This is a genomic window from uncultured Nonlabens sp. (assembly GCF_947495285.1).
Lineage (GTDB): Bacteria > Bacteroidota > Bacteroidia > Flavobacteriales > Flavobacteriaceae > Nonlabens.
Genome location: NZ_CANLXZ010000014.1, coordinates 1 through 25,619, shown reverse-complemented (window position 1 = coordinate 25,619; position 25,619 = coordinate 1). Strand labels below are relative to the sequence as shown.

The window sequence follows — 25,619 nt, the reverse complement described above, 5'->3', positions numbered from 1 at the left end:
ACTATAGGCTTTTAGCAATTTCTAAAATAAGTGGTACGTGTACCACATGTTTAATTTCTGGTTGGTATAACTCACATTTTGTACCAAAGAGGAGTTCTATCTTTTTACTTTCCCTTTCTATTATTTCTTCATTAGAATATTCGTCTAGCGTGCCTGCTATGTGAATGAATCTAGAACAGGTGTCTCTAAAATGCTTGCCATCACTAGCGTCTAGTTCTGCTGGGATGCTACCACTGTGCATGATTAGAGCTTTAATTTTATGGTGGTAAGATTTTAAAAATCGAGTAGCGATAGAGACCCCTTGAGAGTATCCCATTAATAAAACACGAGGATCACCTATAAGATTTTCAGTTTTCAATACTTCATGAACATAGTTGAGGTTGTTACCCATTTCTTGAGTAGTATCCACCTTTGTTAACCAGCAGGCACCTACATGTTTAAAGCCTTTACCTATATAAAATTTAGACGGAGCTTGTAATACGATCACGTAGTTCTCTTGAGGGTCTAAGCTCTCAAAATAACGCTTAAAATAGGTAGCTAGATAACCCAATCCATGAAAGCATATCCAGATATTCTTAGTCTTATCTGTTAATTCAAAAAGTGTCTCATAAGAATTAGTATGTGTATAGGAAACTGTTTTTACCATTTTTTCTATCAGTATGACTTATTTTTGGTAAATATATGGACAAAGAAGAGATACTACAGCGTTGTAATGCTATTTGCCGCAATACACTCATGGATACATTAGACATCGATTTTATTGATGTAGGAGAAGATTTTTTAACAGCTAGAATGCCAGTGACGCCCAGAGTGCACCAGCCAGATGGAGTGTTGCATGGAGGTGCAAGTGTTGCTCTGGCAGAGAGTGTAGGTAGTGCTGCTAGTTATATGTTTTTAGACACAGATAATTTTGCGATAAGAGGTCTAGAAATAAGTGCAAACCACACGCGATCTAAGAAAGATGGACACGTGTTTGCAACGGCTCGTTTTTTACATAAAGGAAGGACGACACAACTCTGGGAAATTAAAATTACAGACGAAGAAGATAGGCTTATTTCTATATGTAAATTAACCACCATAGCTCTCAAAAAATAACACTTTTCCCCACCTTTATTACTATACCGCTTGCGCGAAAATTTACTCTCATACACGGCTTTGCTTCTTAAAAAAGAACTACCTTTCTTGTTAATTAGACAGGTGAATAGCGATACCGTGCGCATACTCTCACAACGAGATCAAAAATGGCATAAAAGCGCACCTGACAACATGACTTATGGTGTTTTTTCAAGATTTCAAAAATCAGAAGACCAGGTTTTTATAATAGCTCAAGATGATAAAAGCTTTACTTATAAAAAAGCCAATTCTACGCCTAGAGAATTTTTAAAGGCAGTACGTTTTGTAGAGGTCGAGGAGCAAAAAAGGTATACAAATTTAGTGGCAAAGGCGGTTCTTAGATTAAAAGAATCTAGTTTGAAAAAAGTCGTTCTTTCGCGCAAGCAATCTTTTCAAAATTCAAAATCAGATACAGAGATTTTAACTGATTTACTGGATGCATATCCAGCAGCAAATTGTTATTTTTTTTATCATCCCAAAGTAGGTAAGTGGCTAGGTGCAACACCAGAAGTTTTAATCCAAATAGATGGTGTAAAACTTAAAACAATGTCTCTAGCAGGCACGGCTCTTTATAAAGAAGATGAAGTGCATATTTGGGGTAAGAAAGAGTTAGAAGAACAACGGTTAGTTACCGATTTTATAGTTCATAGCTTAAAAGAAAGTGGCGCTGATAACATTCAAAAGTCAGAGGTTAAAACGGTGCGCGCTGGTAAACTTATTCATTTAAGAACAGATATCACTGCCACGGTAAATCTACAGGATAAGAATTTATATATTGATGCATTGCACCCTACACCTGCAGTATGTGGTATGCCTAGAAATGTGGCTCTAGATTTTATCAATAAGAACGAGAACTATGATCGTTCTTTCTACACTGGTTATTTAGGTATGGTAGATAAAGAGAGTGCGAGTTATTTTGTCAACTTGAGATGTATGGAGCTGCACGATGATCAAGTAGATATCTATGTAGGTGGCGGCATTACAGCATTGAGTGATCCAAATGCAGAGTTTGAGGAAACGCTTAACAAGCTATCCACTATGAAAAAGTTAGTATAAACCGTGCTGTTAAAGAATGCTTCTAAACGCGGTTCGTAACAGTGTCGTTTTAAAATCTACTACCTGTCTTTGTTCATTACGACTTTCATTTAATGATCTAATGTGTAGTTTATAGCTGCTCTTATAGAAGACTTTATAAAACTGTAGACTGGTAGAATCCTACAAACGTATAAAAAACAAGATATTTAATTATAATCATAGTTAGGGCTGGTTTAATAGAGCTTCAACTTAGTTATTTTTAATGAAATAAACTAGAGCAAATTTCTAAATCTTGTATTTGAACTTTTAATACTCAGTATAATATAGATAAAAGACAATGGTATAGCTGAGTAGTAACGGACTAAGTGATTGATCGATGGTAGAGACTATGTTCAATGTTATTATCTCTGCATATCACTTGTTTAAAAGTATCTTTTGAGCTCATTTCTTACACAATAAGGGCATATGTAGATGTAGAAACGCTGGATGCATGGGATTTTGTTAAGGTTTTAAAAATAGGAATTTAATTTTATGAGAAGAAGCTGTTAAGACTGTTGTATGCGGCGGCTGGCATCTTTACCTTTGTTATATATGTATCCAGAAATTCTACATGCCCAGCAGGTTATACTTCTTTTTAAAGAAAGAGGTGTTAAAAATATTGTTATCTCTCCAGGTTCTAGAAATGCGCCTTTAACAATAGGTTTTTCAGAAAACGACTATTTTAATTGTTACAGTATTGTAGATGAGCGTTGTGCAGCTCATGTGGCATTAGGTATGGCGCAACAGTTACAAGAACCTGTAGCTGTATTATGTACTAGCGGTAGTGCGCTTTTAAATTACTACCCTGCGGTTACTGAGGCTTTTTATTCTGAAATCCCTTTAATAGTTCTTAGTGCAGACCGCCCGCCTCATAAAATCGATATAGGTGACGGACAGACTATAAGACAGCAAGGTGTGTATGCAAATCATATATTATATGATACCCAGTTAGAGATGTTGTCATCCATCGATAACCAGGAAAGTATTGCGACTAACGAGCGATTAATTAATAAAGCCATAAACACCGCGATTTCTCAAAATGGACCTGTACATATTAATATACCATTTGAAGAACCGCTATATAACAAAGTAGAAAAACCTGCTCTGGAGGTAAAGGTTATCGACTTATTAAAGAATGAATCTAGCGAGATACCAGATAGTTTTATAGAACAGTGGAAGAGTGCTCATAGGAAACTGGTCATTCTCGCGACGTTAAATCCGCCGGTGTTTGATAAAGCAGACTTAGATATACTTACCAGCGACCCTAGTGTTCTTGTAATGAGTGAGGTGAGTAGTAATGTAGTTCATGAAAAGGTAATATGGGGAATAGACACCTTAATTGCTCCCATAGAAAAAGAAGATGAGCAGATAAAAGAACTGCAACCAGACCTAGTGATTACTATAGGCGGTATGATTGTTTCTAAAAAGATTAAACAATACCTAAGACGTTTTGAGACTAAGGTGCATTATCATGTCGGTAAAAGACGTGCATACGATACGTTTTTTAAACTAGCTGGACATATTAAGGTAAAACCACATAAATGGGTGCAACAGCTACCTAAGGACTATATAGATAGTAATTATCAAGATAGATGGTTGTCACATTTTAAAAACTACTTACTTAAAAGGCAGGATTACTTTGCACAAATGCCGTGGTCAGATTTTAAAACTTTTGAATTAATTTTTCCCAGTTTACCAGATAATATAGTACTACAGTTAGGTAACAGCAGTACCATAAGGTATGCACAGTTATTCCATATGAACGCCACGCATACTGTTTTTTCTAATCGAGGTACGAGTGGTATAGATGGTAGTACAAGTACTGCGATAGGAGCGGCTATGGCTAGCGATAGACCAGTAGTTTTTATAACAGGAGATCTTAGTTTTTTCTATGATTCTAATGCATTGTGGAATAATTACATTCCTAATAATTTTAAAATTATAGTCATAAATAACTCTGGTGGTGGGATATTCAGGATTTTACCAGGTCATAAAGAGACTGACGAGTTTCAGACTTATTTTGAAACTCAACATGATTTAACGGCAGCGCATCTTTGTAAAATGCATGGCGTGAATTATCAAAGTGTTAGTGAGGAGTCCGCTTTTGCAAAAGCGTGCAAACTATTCTTTTCTAGAGATAAAGAACCACAATTGTTAGAAGTATTTACACCTAGACGGATAAATGACGCTGTTCTTCTAGATTATTTTAAATTTTTAAAATAGAATTTAACTTATTATCTTTAAATCATACTTTTAACTTAATAACTAACACTTCAAGATAAACATTATGAGTAAATTTGATGAAAGAGTAGAGAAATACATAGCAGCATACAAAGAAAAAGTAGGCGGTAAGCTAGATGAAGAACTTCTTAGAAAAGTAACAAAGGGTTTAGGTCCATCTATTTACAATAAAGATGCTGAAACGGTAAGTGCTGAAAAGACAGAAATGGAACGTGTAGTAAAAAACTACCTTGAGAAAAAATTAGGACTCTCTGGAGATGATCTTATGGCCTCTGTAGAAGCTGTAATTGAGAAGTATGGTAAAAGTGAGCGTGCTAAGTATCGCGCTATTATTTATTACATGCTTTGTGTACACCACGGTAAAGAATCTATCTACAGCTAGAACTAGATATAATTATATAGTAAAAATCCCATCTCTTGAAAAGAGATGGGATTTTTTAGTTTTTGAAGTACTTTAACTTGTGCTCGATTCTACTAAATAATTGATTATTTAAATAATGGAGCTCTTCAATGCAATTATTTTGATTGTCATATTTGAATAAAGTTTTAGTTATTACCGTATCTCTAGCTGGTTCCCATCTAGTATATTTTTCAGATCTTAATAAATCATTTTCATAGTTATACTCATTAATTTCAAACCTCTTACTCTCATTATCACGATATTCTTTGAATATTAATCGATCATACTCATTATACTTGAAAACAAACTTCTTCAATATAGCGGTGCTATCTTTATTATAGAATACGTGATCCACTTCTTGTTTTTTTTTATTGAGATATAATTTAGATTTAAATGTTGTCGGTAAGACTGAATCATAAAATTTCTCATACCTAATAGTAGAAACAGGTATATGATTTTTATCATAATTTATTTGTAGAGATTCTGCTAATCTTAATGGATTACCCCAATATTGTTCCCATCCTATAAACTTTTGTTCTTCATCAAAATTGAAACTGATGTAAGATGTAATACTATTATCACCTTCATGATCAGAATCCTTAGTTTTAAATTTAGTCTCCTTTAAATATTCAAAACGTTTTATCGAGGTGGGAATAGAGTCTTGTTTATTATCAAAATACTTAATCGCAGTAATTCTATCTAGTTCATCCCAAGTAAATACTTTTTTTTTATTACCAGATTCTATGATTCCTAAGTTAACTGTCTCAAAACTTTCAGGATAATGGTATTTGAAAATAGTTATTGTAGTATCTATTTCTATAGGCCAATTATTTCCTTTTCTATAAGTTAGGTAGCCTTTATCATTAAACTTTATGGAGTAGTATTTTTTTGGGATAGAGTCTTTTAGTGTCAAGCTTCTAGGATAATCGTATACCTCTAGACAATAGGAATCTCTACTTTTTACCTTACCATTTAAATTATAAGACTTTAAATCTTCCCAATGATTATCCTCATAATATCCATAAGGCAGTTGCTTATTATCAATCTTTTCCTCACAAGAAATAAAAGCAAATAGGATAAAGAGGAAAAGAAGGTATTTCATCACTTCTCCACAGCCTTAACCTCTTCTTCTGTCACCATATCTCCGGTGTTCCAGGTCTGTATGGCATAGTTCATAACATCTGCTACTTCTTTATCATCCAGTCCTAATGGTAGCATGACACTGTTATATGCAGCACCATTAACGATAATTTCCCTTCTAAGACCATATTTTACTGCATGTATACTAGCTATACGTTTGTTAGTTAACCAGTCAGATGGGTTAAGTGGTGGGAACGCGCCAGGGACACCTTTACCAGTAGGCATGTGACAGGTAACACACAACTCACCGTAGATATCTTCTCCACGTTTTACGCTTTTTTCTAGTGGTGTTTGTGGTGTAGTGTCTACGTTATTACTGCCTAATGTAGATGTTCTTTTATCATTACCACAGCTAGTTATAGCAATGGCTAGTAGTAATAGATATACGTATTTCATAATGGTTTTCTTGATGTTTAAAAATACAATTCCATTTGTAAATGGAAAGGTTTAAAAGGCACAATTTTTATAGACTCAAAAGATTTATTTATCTGACCATACCTTTAAATGGATTACATAAAATGTAAATTACTTTGTGATTTTAAAAATACCTTTTCCTTCTACACTTATATAAATAAAACCATCTGGCCCTATTTTTACATTGCGTAGACGTCCTATACCATCTACTAGTTTTTCTCTTTTTGTAACTGCATTATCATTTACATAAAGCATTTCTAAGTATTGAAACTTTAAAGAACCTACTAGGTAATTTCCATTCCAGTCGCCATAAGAAGCGTTATCTAGAATAGCAAAACCACTAGGTGCAATACTAGGTACCCAATAATAGAAAGGTTGTTCCATTCCTTGCTTAGCAGTACTTTCGGCAAATTTCCCACCGCCATAATTCTCACCATAGCTTATTACTGGCCAGCCATAATTGCGGCCAGGTTTGACAAAATTTATCTCGTCGCCACCTTGTGGTCCATGTTCATGACTCACTATTTTACCTGTTTTAGGATGTACAGTCATCCCTTGCGGATTCCTATTTCCATAAGTAAAAGCGGCAGTTTTTGCACCAGCGATATCTATAAAAGGGTTATCAGCAGGCACGCTGCCATCGTCATGCAGTCTGTATATTTTACCACCATCGCGTCTCAAATCCTGCGGATTCATATCACGCTCGCCACGCTCACCTATAGAAAAGTATAAATAACCATCACTATCCCAAGCAAATCGAGAGCCAAAATGCTGTCCTTTTCTAGTATTAGGAGTTGCTTTGTAAAGTACTTTTAAATCTTTTAATTGATCATTTTTAAGAACAGCCGTTGCGATAGCCGTGTTCCCGCCAGGTCCTTCACCTTCTGCACTTGCATAAGAAATGTAAATGCGCTTATTTTTATTAAATTCTGGATGTGTTATTACATCGAGTAAACCACCCTGACCACGCAAATAGACCTCAGGTAAACCAGTGATTTCTCTAGAATTTGTACCATCATATCGATAGAGCTTTCCTTCTTTTTCTGTGTAGATAAGATCGCCATTAGGCAACCAGGTCATTCCCCAGGCATTGTTTAAATTCTCAATTACAGGTGTAACTGTGTACTTTTTTTGATCTTCAATAAGTGGTATTTGTTGATTGCTATTGCTAGTTATAATGGCGCCATTATTAGACTGTACAGCCACCACTGCTTTATTTGATTTAGAATCATTTTTACAGCTTAAAATAAGGGTGACAAATAGCAGAAGAGGGAAGAGAAGTTTCATAATCAGTAATTTGGCTTAAAAATAATTGTTACCAGTTGGTTAAACGTTAATAAAAGTAAAAATCCCTTAGCGTTAACTAAGGGATTCAATTATTTTTTGTGTTTTTGAGAAGTCTATAAGGCAAAGTAAAAAGATGTAAGAAGGCTAATTCATAATTATCTAAATGTCTTTGCGGTTTCATGCTGCCTAGTGTTAAAAAAAGGTACTTGTTGCTTCCATACTTTCATCAAAAGGGTTATTCTCATCTATAGACCTATTTCTAGATAGGACAGGAAAGTCAGGGTTAAGCTTCCATGTTTTTTGTGAAATAATCATAATAAAAGTTTTAAGAGTTGAGGTTTTAATTATCTATAACGACGTCTAGAGTTCCAGGAATCAGAAAAAGTAATTGCATTGCTTGTTCTGTTAGTAGTCTGTTGGTTTCCGTTTAAAAATCCTGTAGATGTTTTCATAAAATTGTTGTTTTGTGGTTCTATCTAATAGACGACTTTCTTTTCCAGTTGTTACAGTAAAATAAATTTAAAATCTGAATTTATTTTTAATATTATGTAATTCAGTATTTTACATTACTAATATTTTTAGCAATTAAATTAAAAAGCGATTATTTTTAGTAAATGATCGCTTTGATTGTGTTTGTTTCGCTTTCGCGAAAGCGGAAAAAATTCCATTGATAACTCTATATTAAGAATGATTAGGTAATTGATAAATAGTACTTACTGCTTCTCTTTTTTGCTTGTCAGGAATCATTTGAGATACTTGTTTTATTCAGAAAACCTTTAAACATCGCATCATATACATGAAAATTTCACTCTTCTGTGGCTAACAGTATGACTAAGTTTTAAACCTTTTGATTCTGTTATTTATAGAATGAGAAATCTAAAATAGTTTTGTACTTTCACCTTTATACTGTGAATCAAAATAATAGAATACCTATGGCATGGTTCACTCTCATTATAACATAGGTATAGGTAAACAAATATTTTAATAAGAATAAATGGAAAATAATACAATTATCGTTGACATAGAAGACACTGTAGATGTATCAAATAAACTAGATATTGTTTTAAAGAATCTCGATGAATTATGTGAAACAGCTCAAAAAAATGAAGGGCTTAGATTTGGGAAATATCATGAAAATAATTTTGTAGAATATGAGATTAATCTTCATAGAGATATGCCGTCATATAGCGAGCTAGTCTTCTTCTTAAGTGCAGTAAAGGACGGTAAGAATATAGATAAAATCAAAAAATTTGTTCAGGATATAATGCAAAGAAATCTAGTTAAAAAAACCTGGCTAGATGATGAAATGCCTATGGGGTTAAATGCTTCTTTTGCTCTTGCATATACTGATAAAAAATATATTTCTAATTTTATTGACTTTTTGAGAACCTGTGATATGAATCATGAGGTGTATCAAGCTGTATTTATAGAACTTTTAGAAAAAAAATGGAAAACCTGTCATGAAATATTGGGGCTACTTGCTGCTCGATCAAATAGTATTGCAGGACAATGGGGAATAGAAGGACATGAAAAACTTGAATTATCTGCTGGACAAAAGAAACATTATTTGCAGTGCTTACTTCAAGATACTTTGTTCTCTATAAATATAGATACAGATTTGCTAATTGAAGCTTGTGAAACACTGGGTGTATTAATTGATGAAAATAAATTTAATTCTTTGTTTATAAACCGTGGTCCTTTCTCTAATCCAAGATTTGAAATGAAAGATATTCCTTATCTAGTTGAAGAAATATCCTTTAATTAAATCTAACATATTAAGCCTTTATTAAAAGGTAGAACCGACCTAAGGATATCCATTTGGAGCATCAAATATGGAAACTCTAGCTTATTATGACCCAATTATATATGACGACTAATATTATCAAGACAAAAAAAGGATTGAAAATAAAACAGCATCAGAGTTAAATGGCATAATATTAAATTATGAGGAATTAAATTTCAAATATAATTTTGAAATTGAAATGAAAGAATAACTACCATCAACATGGTGTAGAAAACATAGCTAGTAAGTACTAAACAGAAAGGTTTGTGCAAATTTATAAAGTCCGCCTAATTTTTAATTTGACTATTAAAATGGAATCATCAATGTCATAAGAAAATTTCATTTTTAAGAACAATAATCTAATCTAGATTTACAAAAAATGATAATCCATAGATCTATTTTTTGATTTGTTGAGAAAGCGCATGATTTTAGGATTTATGCTATTTTCTTGCTTCTTGTATAAGCTATTACTTGTAATTTTGCAGCTTTAAAAGGGAGCAGCACAGATGGATAATTTGCATAAATTAGAATTAAGTAAAGAAGAGATGAGAGCCTACGGTTATAAGGTGATCGATACTCTAGTAGAACATTTTACAACACAAAATGATAAAAGTCCGGTGGCGATAGCTAGTCGTAAGGAGATGGACGATATCTTTCAAGAAGATGTACCTAATTTACCTAGCGATCCAGACCAGATTCTGGACTTTGTTACCCAGCATGTATTGCCCAATAGCAACATCGTTTCTCACCCTAAATCGTATTCCTTTGTTCCAGGACCTAGCAATTATGTAAGCGTTATGGCAGACACACTAGCGACAGGTTTCAATATATTTTCTGGCGGTTGGGCGGCATCTCCAGCTGCGGCAGAGTTAGAGATAGTTACCATGAACTGGTTGCTTAAATTGTTTAAATTTCCTGCAAAAAAAGGTGGAGGTATATTCACCAGCGGTGGTTCTATGGCAAATCTTACCGCACTAGTAACCGCAAGAAGACAAATGTGTGGAGACGACTTTTCTAAAGCCGTTATCTACATGTCTGACCAGGCTCATTCTTCTAACGTAAAAGCGATACGTGTCATCGGTTTTAATAAAGAACAAATACGCATTATTCCCACAGATGGAGAGTTTAAAATGGCTCTTAATAAACTTAAAAATGCAATTTCTAAAGATCGTTTAAGAGGTTTACATCCCTTTTGCATTATCGCATCTGCTGGTACTACTAACACCGGTACGGTAGATCCACTAGAAGAAATAGGCATAATCTGTAAGGAAGAAAAACTGTGGTTTCATATCGATGGAGCTTATGGTGGTGCAGCGATCTTATCTCAAAAAGGCAGCAAGGCGTTAAAAGGAATAGAAAAAGCAGATTCTCTTACCATAGATCCCCATAAATGGCTGTATCAACCCTATGAAATGGGATGTTTATTAGTGCGTAAAAGTAAGTGGTTGCACGATACATTTGTAGAAAAACCAGAATATTTAAGAGATATAGAAGGAAACACTTCAGAGATTAATTTCTACGACCACGGTATCCAACTTACCAGACGTTTCAGAGCGCTTAAGTTTTATATGTCTTTAAAAACATTTGGATTAGAGGCGTTTAGAAAAGCTGTGAGTCATAATATTAACATAGCCGAAGATGTAGAAACCATGCTCAGAAAAAGCAGTAAATGGGAAGTCGTTTCTCCTGCCACTCTTGCTATTATTAACTTCAGGTACAACCCAATAGATCTAGATTTAAGTAACGCACGCATAGATGCTCTTAATCAAGAAATTTCTAAACGTATTATAGAATCTAAAGAATCTTTATTAGTCACCACAGTGCTTAATAATCAGGTAGTATTGCGCATGTGCTTGATAAATCCGCGTACTACTATGGATCATATCATGGAGACCTTTACCGCATGTGAAGAATTTGCCCATGTTATACTACAAGAACAGTCTGTTAAATAAATTATAGATAGTAAGTGTTCCGCTTTCGCGAAAGCGGACTCAGAATACAATATCCTGTTAAAGAAATACTTATTAAGATTATATTGTAATAACTTCTTAATTTAATAATTATTTTTGAGTAAAATAACAACCATGGAATTTATAGAAATCACAGAGATATTCATCAAATTAATAGTCGGTTTAAGTATACTAAAAGTGTGGCTTATTAATCGCGATAAGGCAACACCATGGCGTGGTGGAAATGCCAGTAGCATGCAAGAAGAATTTGCTGCATATGGTCTATCAAAAAATGCGATGATTATAGTAGGTACACTGAAATGTTTATTTGCAGTACTTCTCTTAACCTCCATCTATTTTAAATCGGTAGAATTTACTGGCGCTATAGGTATCGCTTTTCTTATGTTAGGAGCTATTACTATGCATGTTAAGATTAGTGACCCTATTAAAAAATCGATACCAGCAGCGATATTTTTACTATTATCTATAGCGATAATATTTATTTAGAGCAAGTCTATAAATTTATAGCAAATAATACTACAAAGTACCATAAAGATTAAAGCCGGTGACGATTTATAGATGCCGTCTTTGATTTTTACACGTACTATAAAACCAGCCAGCATCAATAAACTTAACCCTGCAGAGGCCATTATACCTATATACGTATTAAAAATTCCAACTATTAAACCAGTGGCACCTATAAGTTGAAGGACACCAGTTAATAAGCGTTGCAACATACTTAAACCGAATCTGGTAAATTCTAATCTCATGTGTGATGAGAACAGACAAGTAATGCCAAAGAAGAAGAATGAAACGATGGTAAAATAGAGTAGGAGATCAAATGTTTTCATAATATGAATGTATGGCAATTCCCAACATCATACCGTTAATTATTTGTTGAAATTAAGAATATTATTTCACACTATTTCTAGTAAAAAGTTAGTAGACTAGGAATAGTGCGTTAAGATTCAATGAAATATCAAGGAGTGCTATATACGATATAGGGAAATAGCACCGTATTAGGATCTATTTAAATAGGTAAATAAAAGCACCGCACAATCTTTAGGACTAATTATTGGGATACTGCGCGATAGGACCGCTTTATCTTAAACTAAGTAAAATAGCTTTTTTAGTGTTAATAATATGGAATTATTTAATAAACCCTATCGCTTTTCATGGCAGCGATACGTTGTGATAAACTAGGGTGAGAATAATAAAACCATACATAAGCAGGATGCGGTGTTAGATTACTCAAACTAGTTTTAGACAGTGTTTTTAAACCGCTTATTAAGGGCTCTTTTTTATAAGTACTCTTTGCATAATAATCTGCTTGATATTCAAATTTTCTTGAAAGCAAACTCATTATTATACTCGTTAATCTAGAAATAGGAGAATATAATAATCCGAATGCGATTAAACCTATATGAAAAGAAGGAACTGCAACACCTAGAGCCTCAGAAAGTAGGTTGTTATCTACAAATATAGAAAATAACCACAGGGTAAAACCAGTAATGAGCGTGCCTGCAATAAGATTATAAATAATATGTTTTCTTTTATAATGACCTACTTCATGAGCGAGTACAGCTACTATTTCTTCTTCGGTTAATTGTTCTATTAAGGTGTCGTACAAGGTGACACGTTTCTCACTACCGAAACCGCTGAAATAAGCGTTAGCCTTAGTAGACCTTTTACTACCATCTATGACAAAAATTTTGTCTAGTTGAAACCCTACCGTAGCAGCATACTGGCTTATTTTATTTTTTAAATCGCCATCTTCTAGCGGTGATTGTTTATTGAATAGAGGAACAAATAATTTTGCATAAAACATATTCATAAACAATGATATGAAAAATATCAATATCCATACATACCACCAGAAATTATCACCAGCCCAGTTGTAACATAGAATAATTAAAGATAGAATAGCGCCGCCTAAAACGGCAGTAAGTACATAACCCTTTAATTTATCGAGAATAAACGTTTTACTAGTGGTTTTATTAAAGCCAAATTTTTCTTCTATTACAAATGTAGAGTAGATGGAAAAAGGCAGCGATATGATCTCACTCGCTAGCATGATGATTCCAAAAAATAATAAAGCCACAACGATTTCATTTTGTGCATAAAATCGTGCCATCTCATCGAGTAGGGCAAAACCTTTAAAAAATAAAAACAACAGCATACTTATAAAGGAAAAGGTGCTGGATAACAAGCTAAATTTAAAATTGGTCTTTTTATATTCTTGAGATTTATCATACTCAGCAGCATCATAAACATCACTAAGTTCTTGTGGTACAGGCTTTGAATACCATGTGTAGTTAAGAAAACCTAAAATACGTTCTAATAAGAAATCAAAAATTAGAATTCCTAGAATGATGTAAAATACGGTAGATGGTGTCATAAAAGTAAGCTTAAAATCTTATTTAAAATCTCTTTGTCTCTTTGCCTCAAAAATCATGATTGCTGCACTTACAGAGACATTCATAGAATCTATCTCGCCAGACATAGGTATAATAATGTTAGCCTTTGCAGCGGCTCTCATTTCTTCAGATAGTCCAGTGGCTTCAGTTCCTACGGCTATAGCGCTAGCATTTCTATAATCTATGCGGTCATAGCGCTCGCTACTTTGTAAAGTAGCGGCATATAAATCGATATTTTTATCTCTTAAAAAACCTATCAACTCTTCTGTACTGCACACGGCAGTAGGAACGGTAAATAGACAGCCCACACTAGATCGTATGACATTAGGATTATAAAGATCTGCTGTAGGGTTTGTGATGATTACAGCGTCTATTTGAGCAGCATCTGCAGTTCTTAATAGAGCGCCTAGATTACCAGGTTTCTCTGTAGATTCGGCAATAAGGATTAAGGGTGTATCTGTTAGTTCTAGATCTTTTAAGTGTTGGCGTTTAGCTTTTGCTATAGCGATACAACCTTCTGTACCACTGCGATAAGCTATTTTTTCATAGATTTCTTGCGATACAGAAATAATTTCTGGGGACTGATCGATCGCTAATTTTGAGTACACATCTTGCGCGGTAAATGTGCTAGAATTGAGAAGAATAGCGCCGCAAACTAAGATGTGCTCTATGATAAATTCACCTCTCGCAGCCAGCAAAATCTCTCGCTGTCCCTCTATGATAAAAAGGCCTTCTTTTTTACGAGCTTTACTTTTACGTTGCAATTGTTCTACATGTCGTATAACGGTATTATTAGGACTAGAGATGTGTTTCATAATACAAAAATAGGTTTTTAACTTAGATCAAATGTATCTTTGAAAATAAACCTATATAATATGAGATTTCATACAAGAAAATGGATAAAGCCCGAAGATTTAAATCCTAATGGTACGCTTTTCGGCGGTAGACTATTAGAATGGATTGATGAGGAGGCCGCACTATACGCGATCATACAGATCGAGAATCAAAAAGTAGTTACTAAGTATATGAGTGAAATCAACTTTGTCGCCAGTGCAAAAACAGGAGATATTATAGAGATAGGACTAGAGGTAAATAAATTTGGTAAAAGCTCTATCGACTTAAAATGTATCGTGCGCAATAAAATGACCTATGACACCATTATAACCATTGAGAATATAATATTAGTAAATCTAGGAGAAGACGGTAAGCCTCTTCCACACGGTAAAACAGAGGTAGAATACCAGAGTGAGCGTATGAAAAAGAAAGGCTTTGCTTAAATTAAGCCTTTTTAAGTTTTTCTTCTAGGTACGTTTCTTCCATCCAGAAAGTTCCAAACGGCACTACAGACATGACTAGAACTATGAGTAGTGTTTTAAAATTCCACTTAATAATCTGGCTTACTACTATAGCCACGACTACATAACTAAGGAAAAGGAAACCATGTGCCATTCCCATAATCATATTAGGTAATAAAATACCGCCTAGATATTTAAGAGGCATGGTTATAAATAGGATGAATAAAAAGGAGTAACCTTCTGCTAGAGCTAGATATTTAAATGTTTTAAGCATATTATTTAAAGCGTTTATCTTGAAGTGACAAAGGTAGTTCAGAATCACGACCATAAAGCTTGATTTCCTGAATATCTGCCGGTAAATAGAACCCTTTTCTCATTAAAGCTCTCTTTACATTTCCTATTACGCGACCACGCGTGGTGTTTGCCACGCGTCCAAAGTCTAAGGTATCTACCCAAAAGTACACCTTAAGATTTACGGTGCTAGTCGCTAGTTCATCTTCTACGACATAACTCACATGATCTTTATCTGTCACAACTTTAGGGTCTGCGTTTAAGGCATCCATGATGCTCTGTTTTGCCTCTTGTATATCATCGTCATAATCTACACCTACCACAAAGTCCCAGCGGTAAAAACCGTCTTCAGTATAATTAGTTACTGGTTGTGTAATCACATCAGAATTAGGAATGTAAACATCTTTACCATCAAAAGTTTTTAGTTTAGTATATCTAAATTCTAGTGCTTTTATACGACCAAAGTTAGTTCCTATCTCCACTGTATCATTTACGTCAAATGGCCTGTTGAAACTGAGAATTACACCAGCTATAAAATTTTGACCTATATCTTTAAAAGCAAACCCTAGAACTACGGCACCAGCACCAGCGGTTGCAAGAATACCAGCGCTTATATCTCCTAATCCAGCTGCTTTTAACGCGAGCATAGCAAAAATGATGATAAAAACAAAGCGTATCGCCTTACCTAGAAAACGACTCATCAATGGATCTTTAGTTCTATGTATAACGCTAGAGGTGGTAATTCTACCTAAAAAGCTAGCTATTAAAACGCCTAATGTGATAATAGACAGGCCTAGAGCTAGTTGCGGTAAGAAATCAAGAAAATTTTCATAATAAGAATAAGTAGTGCTGGTGATTCTGTCAGAAATAGAAATATCTTCTATTTGTTCTTTTAATGGCATAAACTTGATTTTATAGTAAAGATAGCCTGTAGTAAAATTCTTTTTGTTAAGCATTAATTAAATCCTTTACATTATAAAACTCTATACTATTTTTGCACCATGAAGGATAATCAACCACACATTACCATTATAGGCGCTGGAGTAAGCGGCCTCACCGCAGCCGTTACATTACAAAACGCTGGTTATAAAGCAACTGTTTACGATTCAAATGCATTTGTAGGTGGTCGTGTAAGCAGCGATGTTTCTATGGGATTAATACTAGATCACGGTTTTCAAGTGATGTTAGACGCTTATCCTGCGGTGAATGAATTCCTAGATACTGAGGCTTTAAAATTACGTAAATTTGTTCCAGGTTCTGTCATATTTAAAGACGGTAAAACGCATAAAATAGGCGATCCTACGAGAGATAGCAGTTTTTTATGGAGTACAATTACAGCCGGTGTCGGATCATTAAAAGATAAATGGTTGGTGTTCTCGCTTTCGCGAAAGCTGAAACAAAAATCAATACAAGATATATTTAATACTCCAGAGACTACTACAAAAATCTACCTAGAGAATTATGGATTTTCTAATAAGATGATAGCTAGTTTCTTTACTCCTTTTTATACAGGCATATTTCTAGAGGCAGATCTTGCAACGAGCAGTCGCATGTTTGAATACGTCTTTAAAATGTTTACAGAAGGAAATGCAACGATACCTGCAGGCGGTATTAAAGCTATACCAGAACAACTAGCTGCTCAATTACCTCAAGATTCTATACATCTTCATAAAAAGGTAACAGCCGTGGTAGGTAATGAGATCTCTCTAGAGAATGGAGAGAAAATAAAGGCTGATTATACCATAGTGGCTACACAAGCAGGAGATTTAATTTCTAATTTACCAGATGAAAACATGTCATGGCATGAGGTTACTGTTCTGTATTTTGAAACTGATCATGCTGGTTTAGATCAATCTATCATAGGTTTAATAGCAAATGATGATGTGCTGATTAATAATTTTCATTTTTTAAATGATGTTTTTGATAATCATAGAAATATCATAAGTGTTTCTGTGATTAAAAAACATAATTTATCTGAGCAGCAACTTATAGAGCGTGTGGTAAAAGAGTTAAGAGAAGAGACTCAAATTAAGGCAAATGAATTGGTAAAATTGTACCATATTAAGAAAGCATTACCCCAACTAGATTCATTAAATTACTGTATGAGTCCGTCAGAAACACAGCTTACCGATCATGTTTTTCTAGCGGGAGATCAATTAAGTAATGGGTCACTTAACGCAGCGATGTTAAATGGTAAAGCTGCTGCAAATGCAGTAATAAGCAAGATAGAAGGAAGTGTGATTTTATAATTTTAAAACGGTAAATAGGGGTATTTATCTATTTACCGTTTTCTATTTTTCTATCTTTAGTTACCTTTTCAAATTTTTTTAAGATAAGTGTTAGTTATAATTAAAGGCTTCTTTAATTTCTTGATAAACAATAGTTCCAGATATGATATTCAATCCTTTTTTAAGACTAGGGTAAGAGTCGCATGCTTTTTCCCAGCCTAGATTTGCTATTTTTAAAACGTAAGGTAAAGTAACGTTAGTTAATGCCATGGTAGAGGTAAAAGGTACTGCACCAGGCATGTTTGCAACAGAGTAATGAACCACGTCATCTATAATATACACAGGATCTTCATGAGTAGTAGGTCTGGTAGTTTCTACACAGCCACCTTGATCTACCGCTACATCTACGATAACAGTTCCTGGTCGCATTTCTTTGAGCATGTCGCGTGTGATGAGGTTAGGCGCTTTGGCACCTTTAAGTAAAACGCCACCTATGATTAAATCATGAGTTTTAATGTGTTTTCTAATATTAAACTCGTTAGAAAATTCAGTAACCACGTGTGGAGGCATGACGTCATTTACATAGCGTAAACGTTTCATGTTGATATCTAACATGGTGACATGTGCGCCTAGTCCTGCTGCCATTTTTGCAGCTTGTATACCTACTATTCCAGCACCTAAAACTAGTACTTTACCAGGTGCTACTCCAGGAACACCACCTAAAAGAACGCCACGACCTTTGACCGGTTTTTCTAAGTATTTTGCACCTTGTTGAATGGCTAGTCTACCAGCTACCTCTGACATAGGAGTTAATAATGGTAGTGTGCCGTCTGTATCTTCTACAGTTTCATAAGCTATGCAAATAGCTTTTGCCTTAATCATGGCCTTAGTTAACGGCTCACTAGAGGCAAAGTGGAAATAGGTAAAAAGTATTTGGCCTTCTTGAATTAAATCGTATTCCTCAGCAATAGGTTCTTTTACTTTTACAATCATTTCACTAATTGCATACACCTCACCGATGGAATCTAAGATAAGTGCACCTGCTTTTAAGTAATCAGAATTTAAAAAGCCGCTGCCTTCTCCAGCATTAGATTGCACATAAACGGTGTGTTTCTTTTTAACCAATTCATAAACGCCGCCAGGTGTCATACCGACCCTGCTTTCATTGTTTTTAATCTCTTTAGGAATACCGACAATCATTTTTTTTAAACTTTAAGTTACGAGCGTAATTTGTAACTTTGTTGCATATAATGAAAGTAATACCCTTATAATTTTAGGGGTAATTTTATTAAACTTAGTTTTATTTAAGGGTTTACCCTTATTTTTTAGGGTGTATTTTGATTGATGGTATTTTTATTGTTTTAATAAAGCTTTTCTCTTTTGGTACATGGTTAATACCTCGCTGGAATCCCAGTCATCTCTTTCTGTCTTTCCATGACCTAGAGACATGATGGTTTTTACAGCGCCGTTTTCTAAGAAATATTCACAGTTCCATTCTATAGCGTCTGATGTGTTTATAAAACTAATTTCTTTTTCTTGTGCATAGCGCAATAGTCCATCTACTTCATAATACGTTTCTATAAAAGTGGTGTTATTCTTTTTAGATTCTATTTTAAATATTCTTTTATTATCAAACTCATAAATATTCCATTTTTCATTCTTTTTGACGATATCATAATCCATGGAATTTTCAAAAGAGGTGAGTGTTTTATTATAATTAGTTTGAAACTCATTAGTTACTTTTTCTCTAAATTGATCTTCAGTAAGTTGTGAGCTTTGTGCGTTACTTGTTTGAACAGCTATGATTACTAGAAGGGTAAAAATTAATTTTTTCATGGTGGTTGGGTTGTTTAATGGATTAATCTTCAATAGGAATATTTTTATCTATACAGTATTTTTCTATTTCTGTATCTATTTCAAAATATGAATCACAAAACTCATCGAGTTCTTTTTCAGTTGATTTGTAATATCTTTCTTGCGCTGTCATTAATCGATCGGTTTGCTCTATAAACTGTTCAAACTCTTTATTTATTTTACAGAGCTTATCAATTGTTTTAAAATCAAGATCTCTATAGTTAGCTGGGAATAGAATTTTACTTTGGTAGGGATTTGCGTTTAGTTCAATAATTCCTATACCAAATGATTGATTTAACCTCTCCATTTCATCTGATAAACTGTCACTAAATTCATAAGCTACGAGATAGCCATAGTTAGCCCAACTAGAATTAGAAACAGCTTGAAAATATGCTTTTTTTAATTCTGAATCTGAATTAATCTCTTTTTTTAGTTCATAAGAACTTAATTTAAAAGTATCTACTCTGTTTATTGATTTCAAAAAATTTTGACTAACCTTAGTTTGTAAGTTTAAAAGTTTAACTCCTATCATATCTGGATGTGTCCATATTTGATTAGAATCTTTTCCATTTTTTGAGTGTTCGTGAAAAATTGTTTTAGAATAAATTTTTGTGTTTTTGAGATAACTACTCAATAGTTTATGTAAGTCTCTTTCTGTGTATGTTTTTACTTTGCTTTTATTTATTTTAATAGGAGAAGTGTCAGTTGATCTGGATAAAATCTCTATCTCGATTTCTTGTTCATTTTTAGTTAAGTAATATGAATAAGTTCCTCCTGATTGTTTTAAGCGTTTAACTCTGGTATCTCCATTCCTGATAAGATCTCCTAATAAGGCAGATATGGTTGCAGGTGGTGTTTTTGCTGATCCAAAATGATAATAATTTTTATTAATTATATGATCGTGAATTTCCATATAATTAGTTAATCCATTTATGTCTTCTAAACTTTTTAAAATTGCTTCTTTAACCGTCATGCGTGTTTTGTAAAGTTGGTAGTGGTATTGTTTTAATGCGAGTTAATGTAAGAATAAAAAACTTTTTGTTTGATACACCATTCCTAAATTATTCAATTCTTAAAGTAACAATAATTCCTCATGCAATTTAAATAAATTTCCTATCTCTTATTTACGGTTTCTCTTAATGAGGTGAATAAATTAGAAGGTTAGGGTAGTGGTGGTGTGTGTCTATCTTTGGCGAAAGCGAAACCGAACCACATAAAAAAAGCCGCTTCATGAATTGAAGCGGCTTTTAACTGTTTTAAGTAAGACAGATATTATCTGTGACCTACCATGTCTTCTGGTTTTACCCATAGGTCAAATTCCTCGGACGTTACATATTCTAGAGCTAGGGCAGCAGCCTTAAGGGTAGTTCCCTCTTCGTGTGCTTTGTTAGCAATTTCGGCAGCTTTATAGTATCCTATTTTAGTGTTTAAAGCAGTTACTAGCATTAATGAGTTGTCTAGTAAGGACTTGATTGTTTCTTTGTTAGGCTCGATTCCTACGGCACAATTCTCGTCAAAACTTCTACACGCGTCACCTATTAACTGTGCGCTTTCTAGAACTGCAGCAGCCATAACTGGTTTAAATACGTTTAATTCAAAGTGACCTTGCATACCACCTACAGTAACTGTTGTGTCGTTACCCATAACGCGAGCACATACCATAGTAATAGCCTCTGCCTGAGTAGGGTTTACTTTACCTGGCATGATAGAGCTACCTGGCTCGTTTGCAGGGATGATTAACTCACCGATACCGCTACGTGGTCCACTTGCGAGCATTCTTATATCGTGGGCGATTTTATTAAGTGATACAGCTATTTGTTTTAAAGCGCCGTGAGTCTCTACTAGAGCGTCGTGTGCTGCTAGTGCTTCAAATTTATTGTGTGCTGTTATAAAAGGCAATTCTGTAAATTTTGCGATATATTCTGCTACTTTTACATCATAACCTAATGGTGTATTTAATCCTGTACCTACGGCAGTACCACCTAGTGCGAGCTGACTTAAATGTGCTAGTGTGTTTTCTAGCGCGATGATCCCATGGTCCAGTTGAGAAACGTAACCAGAAAATTCCTGTCCTAGTGTTAATGGTGTGGCATCCATAAGGTGCGTACGACCTATTTTTACCACATCAGTAAATTCTATAGATTTGTTGTGTAATGTGTTGCGCAGTTGCTTGATGCCTGGAATGGTGTTTTCTACCACTTTCTTATAACAGGCGATGTGCATTCCTGTAGGGAAGGTATCGTTAGAGGACTGTGATTTATTCACGTCGTCATTAGGCTGTATGGTTTTCTCGCCTTCACCTATTGTTTTACCAGCTAGTTGGTGTGCGCGGTTTGCGATTACCTCATTCACATTCATATTAGACTGTGTGCCAGAACCTGTTTGCCATATTACCAGTGGGAACTGGTCGTCGTGTTTACCCTCTAGAATCTCGTCACAAACTTGTGCAATAAGATCGCGCTTCTCTGTAGTGAGAACACCTAGATCACAGTTAGTATAAGCAGCGGCTTTTTTAAGGTAGGCAAAACCGTATACGATCTCTAGTGGCATGCTACCTGCAGCACCTATTTTAAAATTCATGCGAGAACGCTGTGTTTGCGCACCCCAAAGTTTATCTGCAGGGACTTCTACCTGTCCCATGGTATCTTTTTCTATTCTATATTCCATTGTGGTCGAATTTTTCACAAATATAAAACCTGAGTGTTGTTTTACCATCTCCATATAGATAATAATAACAAGTAGACTGGAGGTGCCGCCTGCGCAAAAACAGAATTACAAAGGCTCTAACCTGACTTACTTCTTGTAATTAATAGAATAAGAGCTGTTATAAACAGCTTTTTGTTAATAAATGCAGTGTAGTTTTTTCATAATTAAGTTCAAGTCTTTATCTTTGCATCAAACAAGAGATACCATGTTCGATTTTGATCAATATTTAGGCTTTTTAGCATTTTTAGGAATTCTTACTTTAGGATTTTGGTTAATGATATTTTTAACAGCATTTGTAATTCCTTATTGGATTACAGGATCATTGTTAGAAAAGAGAAAATTAAAGAAAGAAGCAAAGCTTAAAGAAGAGAAGTAATTTTCTTCATAGCATCGCATTATATATGACCGTCTGGAAATTTCTAGGCGGTTTTTTTATGGCCTGTTTTTAGAGTTTGAGAAATTTTCTGTTTGCCAGTCTTTATGGTTCTAGAAAATGAATTGTCATTATTTTTTTAGGAATATGAGATGTTAGAAAGCTACCTTTGAGGCTTAGGGACAGATTTCTGTAAAATTGCATGTATCTCAGTTCTACAGTGTAATAAAGGAGTTTTTATATTATGGGAGTCTTTTTTCTGCTGTCGGTTTTTTTTATCTTAAGAGCCAGCGCTATTGTTTTTAAATAAGGAATTTACACCATTTTTAACTATTTAGTTTAATTTTGATAAACGGTTTTTGTGGTGTTCTCGCTTTCGCGAAAGCGAAACTGAAATCCAACAGCGTATTATCTGTATAGAAGTTGCTAGATGAAAATCATATCATGGCATTAGAAGGCTTAACTGCTTTTCTATGTTTATAATTTATTCTATTAATTATTGTAAAAACACTTCATGAGATTCTTTATAAAATCTATTTTTAATTTAAGTTACATCTTTGTATTGCTGGTTTTTATGGCAAACGATGTAAGAGCTCAAAATTTTAATGATGCAAATTCCTACCTGACCTTTATAGATAGTCAAAATGAAAAGGTAGTCACCAGTGTATGGAATTATATGCAAGTGTATACTTTTTCTAAGGATGATATCGCCATAAAAGGAAGGCGTAAACAACTAGAAAATACCATACGTAAGAGTATGGTTAAGGTAAACAAAATAAAAGCATTTGATCCAGATTTAAAACGAGCCATGATTAATTATCTAGAAGGTAATCTTGCTATCGTAAAAGAAGATTTACTGGTGCTCTTAAAGAGCAAAGATGCTGGTAAGGTGGTTACAAATCAATTGCAAATTATACAAAATATAAGAAAAGCAGTTTATAAATTAAGAGCCGACTATAATGATGCGATCGCTGTTTATGGAGATAAACACGATTTAATTATAAAAGAAAATACTAGTGAACTGGCCCATAATATGAAACAAACTATTATGGTTTATGATTATTATAATGAGCTGCAACTGGCTTTTTCTAATTTGCAACAGGTGGAGAGAAATTTCTGGCAGGGATTAAATGAAAAAGATATTGCTAGCTATCGCAATGCTGTAGTAAATTTAAAATCAAAACTGTATGATACTCTACAATTAGAAAAATTTAACTCTTATAGTCTAGATGATAATTTATATAACGCACTAGTTAAGTATAATGAAAAACTACATACACAAGTAACTGTAGATCTTAAACCTATAGAACTTATTAAAGAAGATGCCCAGACTGGCTCTAGAGAGAATATTATGGCAAAAACAGAGGCGTATAATGCCGCTATCCATGATGCTAATGTATGGCGAAAACATTTTTACAAAGAGTGGAGAGAGATAAGCACCACTTTTTTACAGAGTCACGTACCTTATGATGTAGAATAACCATGTTCATTTTTTTTAAAATAACTGTCCTTATTATATATAAGAATTAAAAAGTGGCTTTTTAATATTTATGGTTGTAAACATAGCTGCAAGATTTTATCTTTACATCTTATTAAAAATTGAAGAGAAATGGGTAGAGCATTTGAATTTCGCAAGGCGCGTAAAATGAAAAGATGGAGTGCAATGTCTAAAGCCTTTACTAGGATAGGTAAAGATATAGTTATTGCTGTAAAAGAAGGTGGGCCAGATCCAGATTCTAATTCTCGACTGCGTGCTGTAATACAAAATGCTAAGGCGGTAAACATGCCTAAGGTAAATGTAGAGCGTGCGATTAAAAAAGCAACTGATAAGGATACAGCAAATTTTGAGACGGTACTCTTTGAAGGTTATGCACCGCATGGTATCGCGGTACTGGTAGAAACGTCTACAGATAATAATAATAGGACGGTTGCAAATGTGCGCAGTCATTTTACAAAAAGTGATGGTAACTTAGGTACATCAGGATCTGTAGAATTCATGTTTGACCATAAGTGTCATTTTAGAATCCCTGCCGAAGGTCAAGACTTAGAAGAACTAGAGCTAGAGTTAATAGACTTCGGTGCTGAAGAGTTGTTCTTTGATGAGAAGGATGAGGAAGACAACAACTCTGTAGATGGTATCATGATTTATGGCGATTTTCAAAATTATGGTACGCTACAAAAAGGACTGGAAGAACTGAATATAGAAATCTTAAGCTCAGATTTTGAATATATTTCTACTATAGAAAAAGAAGTGACCGCAGAGCAACGTGCTGACATCGATAAACTTCTCGATAAACTAGATGAGGATGATGACGTGAATAACGTCTATACTACTATGAAAGAGTAAGAGAGGTAATGTCTATGTTGCCTAAGTTGAATCCTTATTTATAATTGAGGCGTCTTTCTGGTATTTTATCGATGTAATTCTATTTATGGTCGTAAATTTAGAAATAACAATTAATATCCTTAACTTTAGCATTATTAACTAAAACAAAAATTTATAATGGTAAAAGCAAAATATCAAAGTGTACTAGATTTAGGAGAGCAACTAAATATTAAAGATGGTGATGTACAAGTAAATGGCGATAAAATTGAAATAAGAGGTGTAGCAGCAACTCCATATGATAAGGACTTATTATGGGACGAGATCAAAAAGGTAGGTGGTGATAATCCAGCAGATCTTATGGCAGATATTAAAGTTGCCGATGATTCTATCTACACTAAGCATACGGTTAAAAGTGGTGAGTCGTTAAGTCTTATTGCAAAGCATTACTTTAAAGATCCTATGAAGTATAAGCAAATCTTTGAAGCAAATAACGGTTTATTAGATAATCCAGATGTGATACACCCAGGTCAGGAACTAGTTATTCCTAATCTATAAAGATTTAATTTTACAATCTACTTTATACTTAACCTCGCTTTTGCGAGGTTTTTTTATGCGCTTTTTTAATAGGTGTATAATTTTAGGAAATGTTTAATACCAATTTACTTTTGAAAAGTCTCTATGAAAGCATTTTTATAATGATGATTACTAGTTATTGATTTTATGGTCTG

Annotated in this window: 27 protein-coding genes; 13 read left to right on the top strand and 14 right to left on the bottom strand. The window is 34.1% G+C overall.

The features are described 5' to 3' along the window. Position 1 precedes the first annotated feature (1 nt). A complete protein-coding gene (locus tag Q0838_RS07525; RefSeq protein ID WP_298952996.1) occupies positions 2-646 on the bottom strand; it encodes an esterase in 645 nt (214 codons plus the stop codon). 35 nt (positions 647-681) lie between these two features. On the opposite strand from Q0838_RS07525, the gene Q0838_RS07520 reads away from it, so the two are divergent. The 4 genes from Q0838_RS07520 (at position 682) to Q0838_RS07505 (ending at position 4,810) form a co-directional block, all read left to right on the top strand. Next, positions 682-1,095: a hotdog fold thioesterase gene (locus Q0838_RS07520; protein WP_298952993.1), complete on the top strand. Its 414-nt coding sequence runs from the start codon at positions 682-684 to the stop codon at positions 1,093-1,095. Between the two features lie 30 nt (positions 1,096-1,125). Then, complete coding sequence (locus tag Q0838_RS07515; protein ID WP_298952991.1) at positions 1,126-2,169, top strand: isochorismate synthase; 1,044 nt, start codon at positions 1,126-1,128, stop codon at positions 2,167-2,169. A 570-nt stretch (positions 2,170-2,739) separates the two neighbouring features. Further along, positions 2,740-4,410, top strand: a complete 1,671-nt coding sequence (menD, locus tag Q0838_RS07510; protein ID WP_298952988.1) for a 2-succinyl-5-enolpyruvyl-6-hydroxy-3-cyclohexene-1-carboxylic-acid synthase — start codon at positions 2,740-2,742, stop codon at positions 4,408-4,410. A gap of 64 nt (positions 4,411-4,474) precedes the next feature. After that, the gene (locus Q0838_RS07505) at positions 4,475-4,810 is read left to right on the top strand and encodes a DUF2853 family protein (RefSeq protein WP_298952985.1); all 336 of its coding nucleotides are present in this window, start codon (positions 4,475-4,477) and stop codon (positions 4,808-4,810) included. A gap of 55 nt (positions 4,811-4,865) precedes the next feature. Here Q0838_RS07505 and Q0838_RS07500 read toward each other — a convergent pair whose 3' ends face one another. The 4 genes from Q0838_RS07500 to Q0838_RS07485 form a co-directional block, all read right to left on the bottom strand. Then, positions 4,866-5,930 (bottom strand): hypothetical protein, encoded by a 1,065-nt coding sequence (locus tag Q0838_RS07500; RefSeq protein WP_298952982.1) that lies wholly within the window; start codon positions 5,928-5,930, stop codon positions 4,866-4,868. After that, on the bottom strand, positions 5,930-6,364 hold the full coding sequence (locus tag Q0838_RS07495) for a cytochrome c (RefSeq protein WP_298952979.1): 435 nt from the start codon (positions 6,362-6,364) through the stop codon (positions 5,930-5,932). Before Q0838_RS07495 ends, Q0838_RS07500 begins: the two co-directional genes overlap by 1 nt. A gap of 129 nt (positions 6,365-6,493) precedes the next feature. Further along, positions 6,494-7,669, bottom strand: coding sequence for a PQQ-dependent sugar dehydrogenase (locus Q0838_RS07490; RefSeq protein WP_298952976.1), 1,176 nt, complete (start codon positions 7,667-7,669; stop codon positions 6,494-6,496). Positions 7,670-7,861: 192 nt separating this feature from the next. Further along, positions 7,862-7,984 (bottom strand): hypothetical protein, encoded by a 123-nt coding sequence (locus Q0838_RS07485; protein ID WP_298952973.1) that lies wholly within the window; start codon positions 7,982-7,984, stop codon positions 7,862-7,864. Between the two features lie 679 nt (positions 7,985-8,663). On the opposite strand from Q0838_RS07485, the gene Q0838_RS07480 reads away from it, so the two are divergent. From Q0838_RS07480 to Q0838_RS07470, 3 genes are all read left to right on the top strand, one after another. Further along, a complete protein-coding gene (locus Q0838_RS07480) occupies positions 8,664-9,434 on the top strand; it encodes a hypothetical protein (RefSeq protein ID WP_298952971.1) in 771 nt (256 codons plus the stop codon). Positions 9,435-9,958: 524 nt separating this feature from the next. Continuing rightward, entirely contained in the window at positions 9,959-11,404 is a 1,446-nt protein-coding gene (locus Q0838_RS07475; RefSeq protein WP_298952968.1) for an aminotransferase class V-fold PLP-dependent enzyme, read from the top strand. A gap of 132 nt (positions 11,405-11,536) precedes the next feature. After that, on the top strand, positions 11,537-11,908 hold the full coding sequence (locus Q0838_RS07470; RefSeq protein WP_298952965.1) for a DoxX family protein: 372 nt from the start codon (positions 11,537-11,539) through the stop codon (positions 11,906-11,908). Here the strand turns inward: Q0838_RS07470 and Q0838_RS07465 are convergent. From Q0838_RS07465 to Q0838_RS07455, 3 genes are all read right to left on the bottom strand, one after another. Continuing rightward, entirely contained in the window at positions 11,905-12,252 is a 348-nt protein-coding gene (locus Q0838_RS07465) for a DoxX family protein (protein ID WP_298952962.1), read from the bottom strand. The genes Q0838_RS07470 and Q0838_RS07465 overlap by 4 nt on opposite strands. A 302-nt stretch (positions 12,253-12,554) precedes the next feature. Further along, entirely contained in the window at positions 12,555-13,799 is a 1,245-nt protein-coding gene (locus Q0838_RS07460) for a M48 family metallopeptidase (RefSeq protein ID WP_298952960.1), read from the bottom strand. Positions 13,800-13,817: 18 nt separating this feature from the next. After that, complete coding sequence (locus tag Q0838_RS07455; RefSeq protein WP_298952957.1) at positions 13,818-14,633, bottom strand: TrmH family RNA methyltransferase; 816 nt, start codon at positions 14,631-14,633, stop codon at positions 13,818-13,820. 60 nt (positions 14,634-14,693) lie between these two features. Between Q0838_RS07455 and Q0838_RS07450 the strand changes: the two genes are divergently transcribed. Continuing rightward, positions 14,694-15,095, top strand: a complete 402-nt coding sequence (locus tag Q0838_RS07450; protein ID WP_298952954.1) for a hotdog domain-containing protein — start codon at positions 14,694-14,696, stop codon at positions 15,093-15,095. A gap of 1 nt (position 15,096) precedes the next feature. Here the strand turns inward: Q0838_RS07450 and Q0838_RS07445 are convergent, their stop codons facing one another. Both Q0838_RS07445 and Q0838_RS07440 read right to left on the bottom strand, forming a co-directional pair. After that, positions 15,097-15,387, bottom strand: a complete 291-nt coding sequence (locus Q0838_RS07445; protein ID WP_298952951.1) for a DUF3817 domain-containing protein — start codon at positions 15,385-15,387, stop codon at positions 15,097-15,099. A gap of 1 nt (position 15,388) precedes the next feature. Beyond that, positions 15,389-16,306, bottom strand: a complete 918-nt coding sequence (locus tag Q0838_RS07440) for a mechanosensitive ion channel family protein (RefSeq protein ID WP_298952948.1) — start codon at positions 16,304-16,306, stop codon at positions 15,389-15,391. A 99-nt stretch (positions 16,307-16,405) separates the two neighbouring features. Here Q0838_RS07440 and Q0838_RS07435 point away from each other — a divergent pair, with 99 nt between their 5' ends. Beyond that, positions 16,406-17,653, top strand: a complete 1,248-nt coding sequence (locus Q0838_RS07435) for an NAD(P)/FAD-dependent oxidoreductase (RefSeq protein ID WP_298952946.1) — start codon at positions 16,406-16,408, stop codon at positions 17,651-17,653. A 90-nt stretch (positions 17,654-17,743) separates the two neighbouring features. Here Q0838_RS07435 and ald read toward each other — a convergent pair whose 3' ends face one another. The 4 genes from ald to fumC all read right to left on the bottom strand — a co-directional run bounded on the left by ald (position 17,744) and on the right by fumC (position 22,153). Beyond that, positions 17,744-18,832 carry an alanine dehydrogenase gene (gene ald / locus Q0838_RS07430; RefSeq protein ID WP_298952943.1) on the bottom strand — a complete coding sequence of 363 codons (1,089 nt, stop codon included), beginning with the start codon at positions 18,830-18,832 and terminating at the stop codon, positions 17,744-17,746. A 153-nt stretch (positions 18,833-18,985) separates the two neighbouring features. After that, positions 18,986-19,468 carry a hypothetical protein gene (locus Q0838_RS07425; protein WP_298952940.1) on the bottom strand — a complete coding sequence of 161 codons (483 nt, stop codon included), beginning with the start codon at positions 19,466-19,468 and terminating at the stop codon, positions 18,986-18,988. A 22-nt stretch (positions 19,469-19,490) separates the two neighbouring features. Then, a complete protein-coding gene (locus Q0838_RS07420) occupies positions 19,491-20,459 on the bottom strand; it encodes a hypothetical protein (protein ID WP_298952937.1) in 969 nt (322 codons plus the stop codon). A gap of 299 nt (positions 20,460-20,758) precedes the next feature. After that, a complete protein-coding gene (fumC, locus tag Q0838_RS07415) occupies positions 20,759-22,153 on the bottom strand; it encodes a class II fumarate hydratase (protein ID WP_298952934.1) in 1,395 nt (464 codons plus the stop codon). Between the two features lie 244 nt (positions 22,154-22,397). On the opposite strand from fumC, the gene Q0838_RS07410 reads away from it, so the two are divergent. From Q0838_RS07410 to Q0838_RS07395, 4 genes are all read left to right on the top strand, one after another. Further along, positions 22,398-22,568, top strand: coding sequence for a hypothetical protein (locus Q0838_RS07410; protein ID WP_298952932.1), 171 nt, complete (start codon positions 22,398-22,400; stop codon positions 22,566-22,568). 511 nt (positions 22,569-23,079) lie between these two features. Continuing rightward, on the top strand, positions 23,080-24,045 hold the full coding sequence (locus tag Q0838_RS07405) for a hypothetical protein (protein ID WP_298952931.1): 966 nt from the start codon (positions 23,080-23,082) through the stop codon (positions 24,043-24,045). A gap of 129 nt (positions 24,046-24,174) precedes the next feature. After that, a complete protein-coding gene (locus Q0838_RS07400; protein ID WP_298952928.1) occupies positions 24,175-24,912 on the top strand; it encodes a YebC/PmpR family DNA-binding transcriptional regulator in 738 nt (245 codons plus the stop codon). Positions 24,913-25,068: 156 nt separating this feature from the next. Further along, entirely contained in the window at positions 25,069-25,446 is a 378-nt protein-coding gene (locus tag Q0838_RS07395) for a LysM peptidoglycan-binding domain-containing protein (RefSeq protein ID WP_298952925.1), read from the top strand. The last annotated feature ends 173 nt before the right edge of the window (positions 25,447-25,619 follow it).

Coding starts and splice junctions, on each gene's coding strand:
- Q0838_RS07410 (WP_298952932.1), top strand. CDS start 22,398: ATGTTCGATTTTGATCAATATTTAGGCTTTTTAGCATTTTTAGGAATT.
- Q0838_RS07425 (WP_298952940.1), bottom strand. CDS start 19,468: ATGAAAAAATTAATTTTTACCCTTCTAGTAATCATAGCTGTTCAAACA.
- Q0838_RS07450 (WP_298952954.1), top strand. CDS start 14,694: ATGAGATTTCATACAAGAAAATGGATAAAGCCCGAAGATTTAAATCCT.
- Q0838_RS07480 (WP_298952971.1), top strand. CDS start 8,664: ATGGAAAATAATACAATTATCGTTGACATAGAAGACACTGTAGATGTA.
- Q0838_RS07445 (WP_298952951.1), bottom strand. CDS start 15,387: ATGCTTAAAACATTTAAATATCTAGCTCTAGCAGAAGGTTACTCCTTT.
- Q0838_RS07460 (WP_298952960.1), bottom strand. CDS start 13,799: ATGACACCATCTACCGTATTTTACATCATTCTAGGAATTCTAATTTTT.
- Q0838_RS07475 (WP_298952968.1), top strand. CDS start 9,959: ATGGATAATTTGCATAAATTAGAATTAAGTAAAGAAGAGATGAGAGCC.
- fumC (WP_298952934.1), bottom strand. CDS start 22,153: ATGGAATATAGAATAGAAAAAGATACCATGGGACAGGTAGAAGTCCCT.
- Q0838_RS07490 (WP_298952976.1), bottom strand. CDS start 7,669: ATGAAACTTCTCTTCCCTCTTCTGCTATTTGTCACCCTTATTTTAAGC.
- Q0838_RS07455 (WP_298952957.1), bottom strand. CDS start 14,633: ATGAAACACATCTCTAGTCCTAATAATACCGTTATACGACATGTAGAA.
- Q0838_RS07395 (WP_298952925.1), top strand. CDS start 25,069: ATGGTAAAAGCAAAATATCAAAGTGTACTAGATTTAGGAGAGCAACTA.
- ald (WP_298952943.1), bottom strand. CDS start 18,832: ATGATTGTCGGTATTCCTAAAGAGATTAAAAACAATGAAAGCAGGGTC.
- menD (WP_298952988.1), top strand. CDS start 2,740: ATGTATCCAGAAATTCTACATGCCCAGCAGGTTATACTTCTTTTTAAA.
- Q0838_RS07520 (WP_298952993.1), top strand. CDS start 682: ATGGACAAAGAAGAGATACTACAGCGTTGTAATGCTATTTGCCGCAAT.
- Q0838_RS07505 (WP_298952985.1), top strand. CDS start 4,475: ATGAGTAAATTTGATGAAAGAGTAGAGAAATACATAGCAGCATACAAA.
- Q0838_RS07470 (WP_298952965.1), top strand. CDS start 11,537: ATGGAATTTATAGAAATCACAGAGATATTCATCAAATTAATAGTCGGT.
- Q0838_RS07525 (WP_298952996.1), bottom strand. CDS start 646: ATGGTAAAAACAGTTTCCTATACACATACTAATTCTTATGAGACACTT.
- Q0838_RS07435 (WP_298952946.1), top strand. CDS start 16,406: ATGAAGGATAATCAACCACACATTACCATTATAGGCGCTGGAGTAAGC.
- Q0838_RS07465 (WP_298952962.1), bottom strand. CDS start 12,252: ATGAAAACATTTGATCTCCTACTCTATTTTACCATCGTTTCATTCTTC.
- Q0838_RS07500 (WP_298952982.1), bottom strand. CDS start 5,930: ATGAAATACCTTCTTTTCCTCTTTATCCTATTTGCTTTTATTTCTTGT.
- Q0838_RS07420 (WP_298952937.1), bottom strand. CDS start 20,459: ATGACGGTTAAAGAAGCAATTTTAAAAAGTTTAGAAGACATAAATGGA.
- Q0838_RS07440 (WP_298952948.1), bottom strand. CDS start 16,306: ATGCCATTAAAAGAACAAATAGAAGATATTTCTATTTCTGACAGAATC.
- Q0838_RS07485 (WP_298952973.1), bottom strand. CDS start 7,984: ATGATTATTTCACAAAAAACATGGAAGCTTAACCCTGACTTTCCTGTC.
- Q0838_RS07495 (WP_298952979.1), bottom strand. CDS start 6,364: ATGAAATACGTATATCTATTACTACTAGCCATTGCTATAACTAGCTGT.
- Q0838_RS07400 (WP_298952928.1), top strand. CDS start 24,175: ATGGGTAGAGCATTTGAATTTCGCAAGGCGCGTAAAATGAAAAGATGG.
- Q0838_RS07405 (WP_298952931.1), top strand. CDS start 23,080: ATGAGATTCTTTATAAAATCTATTTTTAATTTAAGTTACATCTTTGTA.